This is a genomic window from Pseudomonas sp. 18175 (genome assembly GCF_050432925.1).
Lineage (GTDB): Bacteria > Pseudomonadota > Gammaproteobacteria > Pseudomonadales > Pseudomonadaceae > Aquipseudomonas.
Window position 1 is genome coordinate 48,354 of the sequence record NZ_JBKFTO010000023.1, and the last position, 11,721, is coordinate 60,074.

At 62.8% G+C, this 11,721-nt stretch carries 8 protein-coding genes; 7 read left to right on the plus strand and 1 reads right to left on the minus strand.

Features of this window, described 5'->3' with window-relative positions:
• Positions 1–97: 97 nt before the first annotated feature.
• From ACLD1Y_RS25120 to ACLD1Y_RS25150, 7 genes are all read left to right on the plus strand, one after another.
• Entirely contained in the window at positions 98–1,114 is a 1,017-nt protein-coding gene (locus ACLD1Y_RS25120; RefSeq protein ID WP_429480457.1) for a Gfo/Idh/MocA family oxidoreductase, read from the plus strand.
• Positions 1,111–2,070 (plus strand): sugar phosphate isomerase/epimerase family protein, encoded by a 960-nt coding sequence (locus ACLD1Y_RS25125; RefSeq protein ID WP_429480458.1) that lies wholly within the window; start codon positions 1,111–1,113, stop codon positions 2,068–2,070. The genes ACLD1Y_RS25120 and ACLD1Y_RS25125 overlap by 4 nt, the downstream gene beginning before the upstream one ends.
• Before the next feature lie 73 nt (positions 2,071–2,143).
• A complete protein-coding gene (locus ACLD1Y_RS25130; RefSeq protein WP_429480459.1) occupies positions 2,144–3,562 on the plus strand; it encodes a sugar porter family MFS transporter in 1,419 nt (472 codons plus the stop codon).
• A 106-nt stretch (positions 3,563–3,668) separates the two neighbouring features.
• Complete coding sequence (locus ACLD1Y_RS25135) at positions 3,669–4,166, plus strand: RNA polymerase sigma factor (protein WP_429480460.1); 498 nt, start codon at positions 3,669–3,671, stop codon at positions 4,164–4,166.
• 53 nt (positions 4,167–4,219) lie between these two features.
• Positions 4,220–5,179: a FecR family protein gene (locus ACLD1Y_RS25140; RefSeq protein WP_429480461.1), complete on the plus strand. Its 960-nt coding sequence runs from the start codon at positions 4,220–4,222 to the stop codon at positions 5,177–5,179.
• 89 nt (positions 5,180–5,268) lie between these two features.
• Entirely contained in the window at positions 5,269–7,653 is a 2,385-nt protein-coding gene (locus tag ACLD1Y_RS25145) for a TonB-dependent siderophore receptor (RefSeq protein WP_429480462.1), read from the plus strand.
• A 131-nt stretch (positions 7,654–7,784) separates the two neighbouring features.
• Complete coding sequence (locus tag ACLD1Y_RS25150) at positions 7,785–9,485, plus strand: AMP-binding protein (protein ID WP_429480463.1); 1,701 nt, start codon at positions 7,785–7,787, stop codon at positions 9,483–9,485.
• 50 nt (positions 9,486–9,535) lie between these two features.
• Here the strand turns inward: ACLD1Y_RS25150 and ACLD1Y_RS25155 are convergent, their stop codons facing one another.
• Positions 9,536–11,677: a TonB-dependent receptor gene (locus ACLD1Y_RS25155; RefSeq protein ID WP_429480464.1), complete on the minus strand. Its 2,142-nt coding sequence runs from the start codon at positions 11,675–11,677 to the stop codon at positions 9,536–9,538.
• Positions 11,678–11,721: the final 44 nt, after the last annotated feature.

Here is an 11,721-nt window from a genome sequence, read left to right on the forward strand (position 1 = left end):
CCCATCATCTTTAGCCCTTGCTCGTCCTTGAACGAAGGTTTTGCGCCGCCAATAATCGCTGCATAACAACCACAACAACTCGTCAGGACGCCCCACCATGACCATCCGAATCGCCGTGATCGGCGCCGGCATCATGGGCGAAGACCACGCCCGCATCATTGCCCAGGATTTACCGGGCACCACCCTTCAAGTGATCTGCGACGCCAACCCCGAGCGGGCGAACGAAGTCGCCCAACGCTACGGCGCGGCGCATGTCGCCACCGACCCGCTGGCCACCCTCGCCCGCAGCGACGTGGACGCAGTGATCATCGCCAGCCCCGACGCCACCCACGCCGCGCTGTGCCTGGCGGCCATCGACATCGGCAAGCCGGTGCTTTGCGAGAAGCCGCTGTCGCCCAGCGCCGAGGAATGCCTGGCGGTGATCGACCGGGAAATCTCCCTGGGCCGCCAGTTCATCCAACTGGGCTTTATGCGTCGCTTCGACCCCTCTTATCGCGAGATGAAACACGCACTGCACAGCGGCGCGATTGGCAGCGCGGTGATGATGCATAACTTTCACCGCAACGTTGAAGCACCGGCCAATTTCAGCGGCCAGATGGCGATCAGCAACTCAGCGCCCCATGAATTCGATGTGGCGCGCCATGTGCTCGACACCGAATACAGCGCCATTTCGGTGTTCCAACCGGCCGGTGGCATTGGCGCGCCAGTGTTCATGGTGCTGGAGACCCGCGACGGGCACCTGGTGAATATCGAGGTGAACAACAACGCCCACTACGGCTATGACGTGCGCGGCGAGCTGGTGGGTAAACAAGGCTCGGTGCAACTGGCTGCACCCGTCCACGCCCACTACAACAGCGGCTTGCAGGCCGTGCAGCGCTACGCCGCCGACTGGCGCCCGCGCTTTGCCGAGGCCTATCGCTTGCAGGACAAGGCGTTTGTCGAATTCGTGCGTACCAGCCAGTTCCCGGCCCACGCCGCCACCGCTTGGGATGGTTATTGCGCCACCCTGGTGGCCGAAGCCGGCGTGCAAGCACTGACCGAGGGCCGCCGCGTCACCCTGCGCCTGCTGGACACCCCATCACTGTATCTGCCACGCGAAGGAGCCTCGCTATGAAGCTGGGATTTGTCACCGATACCCTGGGCAACCTGCCGTTGAGCGATGTGCTCAAGCACGCTGAACGCATGGGCCTGTCGGGCCTGGAAGTGAACACTGGCGGCTGGTCCACCGCGCCGCATTTCAACCTCAAGCAAATGCTCGACAGCAACGCCGCACGCCGGGATTTCACCCGCAGCTTCGAGCAGCACAACCTGGAGATCATCGCCCTCAACGCCAACGGCAACCCGTTGCACCCGACCCAGCCGGAACAGGCCCAGTGCCTCAAGGATACGATCCGCCTGGCTGGCGAGCTGGGGATCAAGACCGTGTGCACCATGTCTGGCTTGCCCGAAGGCCAGGCCGGCGACCGCATGCCCAACTGGGTGGTGGCCTCGTGGCCGCCAGAAACCCAGACCATCCTGCGCTATCAATGGGAAGAACGCCTGCTGCCGTTCTGGAGCGAAATCGCCGACCTGGCCAAAGCCAACGGCGTGGAGCGCATCGCCCTGGAACTGCACGGCAGCCAATGCGTGTACAACGTGCGTTCGCTGCTCAAGCTGCGCAACGCCATTGGCCCGGTGATCGGCGCCAACCTCGACCCGTCCCACCTGTTCTGGATGGGCGCAGACCCCTTGGCCGCCGCCGATGCCTTGGGCGATGCGCTGTACCACGTGCACGCCAAGGACACGATGCTTAACGCGCCGGTACAAGCGGTGGATTCGCTGCTGGAAAACGGCTCACTGATGGACGTGTCGGCGCGCAGCTGGTCGTACATCACCCTCGGTTTCGGCCACGGCGAAGAGTGGTGGCGCCAGTTCTGCTATCGCCTGAAGATGGCCGGTTATGACGGCTGGCTGTCCATCGAACACGAAGACGTGCTGCTCAATAGCCTGGAAGGCCTGGAAAAATCCGTGGCCTTGCTCAAAGGCGTGATGCCGGTGGCAGCCAGCGACTTCAAACCACAAGCAATCTGATTCCCCCCCTACCCCAACCGTACTCAGCCGCACCTGTGGCTGAGTGCCCCTTCGTTTCAGTCGGAATATCACAATGACAATTAATTCCTACGGAAATACGGCGGACGACGCCACGCCCTACCTGAATACGGAAAAGCGCCAGGCCCGACGCTACCTGCAAAAAATCACCTCCATCGCCACCTTTGGCGGCTTGCTGTTCGGCTTCGACACCGGCGTGATCAACGGCGCCCTGCTGTACATGAAAGACGACCTGGGGCTCACCCCCATGACCGAAGGGCTGGTAACCAGCTCGCTGCTGATCGGCGCCATGCTCGGCGCGCTGGTGGGCGGTCGCGTGTCCGACCTGCAAGGCCGCCGCCGCAATATCCTCTACTTGGCCGTGGTGTTTTTTATCGGCGCCCTGGCCTGCGCCCTCGCGCCAAACTTCAATGTAATGATCACGGCGCGCTTCATCCTCGGCCTGGCCGTGGGCGGTGCGTCCGTGGTGGTGCCGGCGTATCTGGCCGAGATGTCGCCGTCCAATATTCGCGGGCGGATTATCACGCGAAACGAGTTGATGATCGTCACCGGCCAGTTTCTCGCGTTCACCACCAACGCGCTGCTGGGCAACCTGTTTGGCGACCTCGACGGCGTGTGGCGTTGGATGCTCGCCCTGGCCACCCTACCCGCGGTAGCGTTGTGGTTCGGCATGCTGTACATGCCCGAAAGCCCGCGTTGGCTGGCGACCAAAGGCCGCTTCAAGGAAGCGCTGGACGTACTCAAACTGGTGCGCGAGGAGTATTACGCCAAAGAAGAAATCGCCGCGATCACCCGCCAGATCAGCAACGAGAAGTTCGTCAAAAGCGGCGGCTGGCGCGACCTGTCGAAAAAGGGCGCGCGGCGCGTGATGCTGATCGGCATTGGTATTGCGGTGACGTCGCAACTCACCGGCGTCAACTCGATCATGTACTTCGGTACGCAGATCCTCACCGAAGCCGGCCTGGCCCAAAGCAGCGCGCTGATCGCCAACGTGGTCAACGGGGTGATTTCCATAGCCGCGACCTTTATCGGCATTTACCTGCTGGACCGCGTTGGCCGTCGGCCGATGATGCTGTTTGGGTTTGCCGGCACCACCCTGTCGTTGTTGATGATCGGCCTGGTGTCGACCTGGTTTGAGCCGTCAGTGACCCGCGCCATGCTGATCCTGGGTGCCATGGCGTTTTTCCTGGCGTCGATGCAAGGGCTGATCGGCCCGTCGCTGTGGGTGATGCTGGCGGAGATTTTCCCGATGCGCATTCGCGGTGGCTGCATGGGCATGGCGATTGCGGGGTTGTGGCTGACCAACGTGATGATCGGCCTGTTCTTCCCCACGCTGGTGGCGACCATCGGCATCGGCCAGACCTTCTTTGTGTTTGCCGGTGCCGGTGTGCTGTCGCTGATCTTCGTGGCGGTCTGGGTGCCGGAGACTCGGGGCAGCACCTTGGAAGAAATCGAACACCGTCTCTACGACTGACTGACCTGGCAGCGTGATGGCGAAAAAAGCCATCACGCCGCTATTAACAATCATTCTCGTTTGTTATATTGCGCCGCGCTTGCTTCCATGGCTGTCAGGTAGCTTTATGTCCGGCTCAGATCTCAAGGCGCTTTACCTCGCCCATCGCGGTGAAATCCAGGCTTACCTGGACCGCCGTCTACGCTGCAAGGAAACCGCAGCCGACCTGACGCAGGACGCGTTTATCCGCCTATCGGAACAGATGGGCCGCACCCGCATCGAAAATTTCCGCGCCTATTTGTTCTCTGCCGCACGCAACCTGTTCATCGACCACACCCGCCGCCAGGAACACCGCAAGGGCGAGCCGCTGGACCAACAGGAACCCGGCACACTCGAACAACCCAGCCCCACCCTGGAACAAGCCGCCATTGCCAACCAACAATTGGCAACCCTCAACGACGTGCTGCACACCATGCCCGAGCCCTGCCGCGAAGTATTTTTGCTGGTGCGGGTCGAAGGCCTCACCTACGTCGAGATCGGCGAGCGCCTGGGGATTTCCCCCAAAACTGCCTACAGCCGCATGGTGCGCGCCTTGGACTTGTTGAAGCAGGGCATGCCCGAGTGAACGCGTTCACTTATACTCGCCGCCTGACCGGTTTTTGTTGAATTGATTAGCCCATGAGTGTTGAACCGCCGCGCCTGCTCCCGCCCCTCGCCCGCCCCGATGACGCCAGTCACCAGGCCAGCGAGTGGTTTGCCTTGCTCCAGGCAGGTTCGCCAACCCCGGCCGAGCGCGATGAGTTGGCGCGCTGGCTGGCTGCCGACCCGCGCAATGCCCAGGCCTATGCCCACCTGGAAAAGGTATGGGCGGCGACTGCGCTACTGGCACCGCCCAAGGTTCAAGCGCCACAACTGTCCCGACGGCGCTTTGTTGGTTTGGCCGTGGCCGCCAGTGTGGCGGTGGTCGCCACCAGTGCTTCCACCCTGTGGCTCAAGGGCGTCAGCTCACCGTTTGCCGATGTGCGCACCGCCGTGGGCGAACGCCGCAGCGTGCAATTGCCCGACGGCTCGACGGTGGAACTGGCGGGCAATACCGCGCTCAACCTGAATTTTTCCGCCACCCAACGCTCGGTGGAACTGCTGCAAGGCGAAGCGTTTTTCACGGTGCGGCCTAAAGCCGCTGGTGAGTTTTCAGTACAGACCCAAGCCGGTCGCGTGCTGACGCCCGAGGCTGACTTCTGCCTGTCCTGTGACGGGGCCAACGCGCAGTTGAGCGTGAGCCGCAATACCGTCCGCGTGATCACTCCCAACCAACAGACCGACCTGGGCGAAGGCCTATCGCTGCGTTTCAATGCCACCCAGACCGGCGCCATCCAACGCGCCGAACTGGAACAGGTATTGGCTTGGCGCAACGGCCGCCTGGTGTTCTTCGACACACCGCTGCTCACGGTGGTCAACCAGTTGCAACGCTGGCGCGAAGGCAAGATCTTCATCCCCGATCAACAGCTGGCAGCGCGCCGGGTCAGTTTGATCCTCAACCTCAACCGCCCGGACCAGATGCTCGACGTGCTGTCCAAGGCTTTGGCGGTTCGCATGACCCGCTACACCGACCTGATTACGCTGATCCAACCGGCCTAATCGCAAATAATTCACATCGCCATCAGGTATCGCTGAGTTTCATCCGTCCTAGAGGGATTGATAGCGCGACCTCATAGGGAACCACCTGAATGGCAAAGCAACCACAACCCTCCGCACACTGGCGTGCCGCCGCCCTCGCCTGCACCTTGCTCATGGGCGCAGCCCCGGTGTACGCGGCGCCTGCTCCCGGCGCCTCGGTGGATAAGCTGTCGCTGAACATCCCGGCCCAGCAACTGCGCCAGGCGCTGTTGGTGTTCAGCCAGCAATCCGGGCAGAACGTGCTGCTGGACGGCAACCTCGACAGCGCCCTGCGCAGCTCGGCGGTGGTGGGGGTGTATTCGCCTGAACAGGCCCTGGCCGAATTACTCAAGGGCAGCGGCTACGGATTTTCGCGCACCGATGCGGTCACCTTGTACCTGGTGCCATTGCCCCAACAGGCTGACGGCATGACCCTGCCCGCTATCCACATTCAGGACTACGCAGGGTCTGACGGCGGCGCGAGCGTCGGCTACCTGGGCAAGCCAAAATCCACCACCACACGGCTGGGCCTCACCGACAAGCAAACCCCACAGGCCGTCACCGTGGTCACCCGCGAACAGTTGGACGACTTCAAGCTCAACAGCGTCAAAGAAGCCCTGCGCAGTGCGCCCTCGGTCACCGTCGAGCAGTTCGAAACCGACCGCACCGCCTTCACCTCCCGTGGTTTCAAGATCGAGAATTTCGAGTTCGACGGCATGGGCCTGCCCTTCTCCGGCGGCGTGCTGGTGGGCGAGCAGGACATGACCGAGTTCGAACAGGTCGACGTGCTGCACGGCGCCAACGGTTTGATGAGCGGTGCCGGCGACCCCTCGGCCACCGTCAACCTGGTGCGCAAGCGCCCCACCGACACCTTCCAGGCCCGTATCGATGCCAGCGGCGGCTCCTGGGACAACCGGCGCCTGGCCCTCGACGTATCCGGCCCGCTGACCGACAGCGGCAACGTGCGCGGGCGCTTTATCACCTCCCATGACAAGGGCAACTCCTACCTCGACAACTACAGCCACGAAGTCAACGTGATGGCGGGCCTGTTGGCCTTTGACCTGTCCGACGCCGACACCCTGACCGTGGGCTTTTCCCAGCAGGACAGCTATTCCAACGGCAGCACCTGGGGCGGCCTGCCGATTGCCGACTACGCCGGTAACCGCATCCACTACAGCAGCCGCAGCAGTAGCGTGGGCCAGCCGTGGACCTATTGGAATATCCAGACCCAGCGCGCCTTCGCAGAACTCGTCCACGCCTTCGACAATGGCTGGACCAGCACCCTCACCGTGTCCGGCATGAGTCAGCACTCCGACACCAAAATGCTCTACGCCATCCCGATCACCGCCAACACGGTCGCCGCGTATATCAACCGCACCACCAGCACCGAACACCAGGTGGCGGCCGAAGGGCAACTGTCCGGGCCGTTCAACTTACTGGGCCGCGAACATGAACTGACCCTAGGCGCCAACTACGGCCGCCTGCACCACACCGAGCGCGGTCACTACCGCACTTCGTCGGGTAATCAAGTAGAAAACCTGGAGGACGTGCTGGCCGGCAACGTGGTGGAGCCGGCGATGAACTACACCGACGACCTCAACACCCAACTGTTCACCGACCGCCAGAAAAGCCTGTTTGCCGGTGCGCGCTTCAGCCTCACCGACGACCTGCACTGGATCGCCGGTGCGCGCATGCTCAGCGCCGATGGCGATGGCATGGGCTACGGCTCGCCCCACAACACCCGGGTGCACGGCAAAGTCACGCCGTACACCGGCCTGGTCTATGACCTGACACCACAGTGGAGCCTCTACACCAGCTGGACCGAGATCTTCAAACCGCAATACCTACGCAGCACTGCCGGCGGGATCATCGAGCCGCTGGAAGGCAAGAGCATGGAAGTCGGCGTGAAGGGCCGCCTGCTGGATGAGCGCCTGGGCGTCACCGCGGCCGTGTTCAAGACCGAGCAACAGAACGTCGCCGAGGCCACCGGGGCCATCGTCAACGGCCAATACGTGTATCGCGGCGTGGACTACAAGAGCCGTGGCGTGGAGCTGGAAGCCAACGGTGAAATCCTGCCCGGCCTGTCCCTGGCCGGCGGTTACACCTACGTGCACATCGAAGACAACAACGGCGAAAAAGCCCGCCAGTACGTGCCCACCCACAGCGTGCGCGGCAGCCTGACCTATCGCCTGCCCGGCGTGCCCCAGGCCAAGATCGGCAGCCGCGTGCAATGGCAAAGCCACACCGAGGTCGACAGCAACAGCCGCGTGTACCAGAGCGCCTACGCCTTGGTGGACCTGATGGGCAGCTACGACTTCGACGAGCACTGGAGCACCTCGCTGAACCTGAACAACGTCACCGACCAGAAGTACCTGTTGTCGCTGTACCAGGCGGCCGGTTCCACCAACTATGGCGCGCCGCGCAACCTCACCGCGTCGGTGACCTGGAAATACTGAGCATGAGTTTTTTGCACAACCCATCGGTGTTTCTGCGGGTTCATCTCTAGATTTATGCGTGCCTATACTCGGTTCAGCCACCCGGCTGAGCCGGGGGTCAGTCCCTACAACAATAATCAAGGACACCGACCATGACGCACCCCTTCCTGGCCGCCCGGGATTTCCTGCTCGCCCACCGCACCGACTATGCCACCGCCGCACGGGACTTTCGTTGGCCGCAGCTGGATGCGTTCAACTGGGCGCTGGATTACTTCGACGTCATGGCCGAAGGCAACTCGGCCACTGCGCTATGGATCGTCGAGGAAGATGGCAGCGAGCAACGCTACAGCTTCCAGCAACTGTCTGCGCGTTCCAACCAAGTGGCCAATCACTTGCGTTCCCTGGGTGTGCGCCGCGGTGACCGGGTGCTGCTGATGCTGGGCAACGACGTGGCGTTGTGGGACACCATGCTCGCCGCGTTCAAGCTCGGTGCGGTGGTCATTCCGGCCACGGCCCTGCTGAACCCGGATGATTTGCGCGACCGTATCGAGCGCGGGCAGGTGCGTCACCTGGTGGTCGGTGAAGCCCATGTCGGCAAATTTTCCGGGCTGGCCGAGGGTTGCAGCCGCATCTGTGTCGGCGCAGCGCCCGCGGGTTGGGTGGCCCATGACGACGCATTTGAATATTCCGAGCAGTTCGAAGCCGAGGGCCAGACCCACGCCACCGACCCGATGCTGCTGTATTTCACCTCCGGCACCACTTCCAAACCGAAGATGGTGCTGCACAGCCACCAAAGCTACCCGGTGGGCCACCTCTCGACCATGTACTGGATCGGCCTGCAACCGGGCGACCTGCACCTGAATATCTCCTCCCCCGGCTGGGCCAAGCATGCCTGGAGTTGCCTGTTCGCACCGTGGAATGCCGGGGCGTGCATCTTTATCCATAACGTCGCGCGGTTCAGCGCGCCGGCCTTGCTCAACGCGTTGGAACGCTATGGCGTGACCAGCCTGTGCGCGCCGCCCACGGTGTGGCGCATGCTGATCCAGGAAGACTTGGCCAGCTACAAACCGCGCCTGAGCCTGCGTGAACTGGTGGGCGCCGGTGAGCCGCTGAACCCGGAGATCATCGAGCAGATCCAACACGCCTGGGGCTTGCCGCTGCGCGATGGCTTCGGCCAATCGGAAACCACCGCGTTGGTGGGCAACACGCCGGGCCAGTTGCTCAAGCCCGGTTCCATGGGCCGCCCGTTGCCGGGATATGAGGTGGTGTTGCTCGACCCGGATGGCGTGCCCGGCACCGAAGGCGAAGTCGCCCTGCCCCTGGCCGTGCGCCCCCTCGGCCTGATGCTGTGCTATGAAGACAGCCCGGAAAAAACCGCCGAAGTGATGCGCGACGGCTACTACCGTACCGGCGATACCGCCCAGGTCGATGCCGATGGCTATATCACCTTTGTTGGCCGTGCCGACGATGTGTTCAAGGCCTCCGACTACCGCATCAGCCCGTTCGAACTGGAGAGCGCGCTGATCGAGCACCCGGCAGTGATGGAAGTGGCCGTGGTGCCCAGCCCCGACCCGCTGCGGCTGGCGGTGCCCAAGGCCTTCCTGATCCTGGCCCACGACGCCCCCGGCAGCCATGAACTGGCGCGCCATATCCTCGCGTTTGCCCGCGACAACCTCGCGCCGTACAAACGGGTGCGGCGCATCGAGTTTGTCAGCGAGTTGCCCAAGACCATCTCCGGCAAGATCCGCCGCGTGGAGCTGCGGCAGATGGAGGTGGTGCGGCGTCAGAGTGAGACTCGGGGGGAGTGGGAGTATTTTGAGGAAGATTTTGTAGTGACCACTCCTACCCTATAACTGACAGCCCCTCCCACATTTGGATTGTGGTAGTGCCAGTCATGCCCTGCTTAGAAATCGACAGTGGCCGACACCTGCAACGTACGCGGATACCCCGGCGAAAACGCCCCATACGACGCCACACCCGACCAATACTCCCGGTCAAACACGTTCTGCACCGTGGCGCGGAACGTGGTTGGCCGCCCTTCTATCTTCGTGGCATAGCGCGCACCGGCATCGATGCGCGTCCAGGAATCGAGTTCCTGGGTATTGGCCTGGTTCACATACTGGCTGTCGGTGTAGATCGCGCCACCGGTCAGGGTAAAACCTTCCAGCCACGGCGTGTCCCACTCGGCCCACAGGTTGGCCTGGATATCCGGCACGCCCACCGGCTTGTTGCCACGGTTGGCAGGGGTTGCGGATTTGGTCAGTTCGCCATCCAGCAAGGTCACGCCGCCCATCAAGCGGGTGCCCGGCGCCACTTCGCCAAACACGCTCAACTCAACGCCACGGTTACGCTGTTCTGCCTGTACCGAATACACCCCATCGGCGCCCACTTCGCCGCTGGGCTTGGTGATCTGGAACAACGCCACGCTGGTCATGAACGTGCCGTGTTCATACTTCACGCCGAGTTCGTGTTGTTTGGACTCGTAGGGCGCGAAGGTCTCGCCGGCATTGCTCGCGGTGCCCGGCGCCGCATCACCTTTGCTCAAGCCCTCGACATAGTTGTAGTACAGCGACACGTCGTCCCAAGGCTTGATGACCACCCCCAGCAACGGTGTATTGGCGCTGGCGTCATAACGCGAACTGACCCCACCGGTGCTGTTGTAGTTACGCGACTCGATGGATTGGTGGCGCATGCCCAAGGTCAGTTGAAGGCGATCATCCAGAAAACCCAAGGTGTCGCTGAGCGCCACGCCCGATAGCTCCGTCTCGGAAATGCGCAGCACCTTCGGCGCGTTGATGGACTGCTTGGGCGTGTCCACCGGGTGGTAGATGTTCGAGAGAATCGTCGTGCCATTATTGATGCCGCGCGACAGTTCATCCGTGTAACGGGTGGCCATCAAGGTGGTGAGATGGGTCACCGGCCCCGTGGCAAACAACCCACGCAGGCCCACATCGGCAGTGGCGCGGTCGACATTGAACTTGTAATAACCCGGCACGTTGCTGGTGTCGCCGGCATCATTGAGGATTCGCGGCACCTGGTCGGACATGCGTTTCACATCCGACCGGCCGCCCCCGGCATGGGCGAACACGCTAAGGTTGTCGTTGAGGTCGTATTCGCCACCCAGCAGCAGCGATTGCTCCTTGGTGTCCGACCAGCCCCACTTCTGCGGCAGGCTGGTGCGGCCATTGGGAGCCGACGGCACCTGCACGTTCGGCGCAATCGTGAACGGCCGTGAGGCGCCTTCGTAGCTTTCTTTTTGGCTGATGTAATCCAGGTTCAAGCGCAGCCGCTCACCACGGTAATCCAGGGCGATAGCGCCGATGCCCACGTCGCGGTGCTGGTCGTCCACGGCCGTGTCACCGCCTTGCAGGCTGCCGTTGAAGCGCACGCCAAACTGGTTTTCATCACCGAAGCGACGGCTGATGTCGAGGTGGCCGCCCACTTGGCTGTCCGAGGCATAGCTGCCGGTGAAGCGGGTCAGGTCCTGATCCAGCGGGCGCTTGGGCACAATATTGATCACGCCGCCCACGCCGCTGTTGGGCGAGACGCCGTACATCAGCGCGCCCGGGCCCTTGAGCACTTCGATGCGTTCGGCGTACTCGGTGAACGCCCGGTAGTTGGGTGCTACACCGTACACGCCGTCATAGGCCAGCTCGCCGAGGTTGCCCTCGCCAATCGCAAAGCCGCGGATGAAAAACGAGTCGACAATGCCGCCGGTTTGTCCGGTGGAGCGCACCGAAGGGTCACGTTCCAGCGCGTCGGCCACGGTGACGGTCTGCAGGTCGGCAAGGGTCTTGGCGGTGTAGCTGGTGACGCTGAACGGCGTGTCCATCACGTCCTTGTTGCCCAGCATGCCCAAGCGTGCGCCGCGGGCCACCTGGCCACCGGCAAGCACGTCGGGCAAGTCTGTGGGGCCGTTGTAGACGGCGTTGACGTTGGTTTCGTCCAGCGTCAGAGGCTCGTCGACAGCCCAGGCGCAGGTGCTGGTGGCGGCCAATAACAGGGCGGTGCGAATGGCGAGGGTTAACCGGCTGGCAGCGGGCATGACGTCGGGGTCCTTTCATCAAGAGAACGTGGGAATTACTCCTG

Bases quoted from the DNA above. Each gene is read 5' to 3' on its own strand.
- ACLD1Y_RS25135 (WP_429480460.1), top strand. From the start codon at position 3,669: ATGTCCGGCTCAGATCTCAAGGCGCTTTACCTCGCCCATCGCGGTGAA.
- ACLD1Y_RS25155 (WP_429480464.1), bottom strand. From the start codon at position 11,677: ATGCCCGCTGCCAGCCGGTTAACCCTCGCCATTCGCACCGCCCTGTTA.
- ACLD1Y_RS25150 (WP_429480463.1), top strand. From the start codon at position 7,785: ATGACGCACCCCTTCCTGGCCGCCCGGGATTTCCTGCTCGCCCACCGC.
- ACLD1Y_RS25140 (WP_429480461.1), top strand. From the start codon at position 4,220: ATGAGTGTTGAACCGCCGCGCCTGCTCCCGCCCCTCGCCCGCCCCGAT.
- ACLD1Y_RS25130 (WP_429480459.1), top strand. From the start codon at position 2,144: ATGACAATTAATTCCTACGGAAATACGGCGGACGACGCCACGCCCTAC.
- ACLD1Y_RS25120 (WP_429480457.1), top strand. From the start codon at position 98: ATGACCATCCGAATCGCCGTGATCGGCGCCGGCATCATGGGCGAAGAC.
- ACLD1Y_RS25145 (WP_429480462.1), top strand. From the start codon at position 5,269: ATGGCAAAGCAACCACAACCCTCCGCACACTGGCGTGCCGCCGCCCTC.
- ACLD1Y_RS25125 (WP_429480458.1), top strand. From the start codon at position 1,111: ATGAAGCTGGGATTTGTCACCGATACCCTGGGCAACCTGCCGTTGAGC.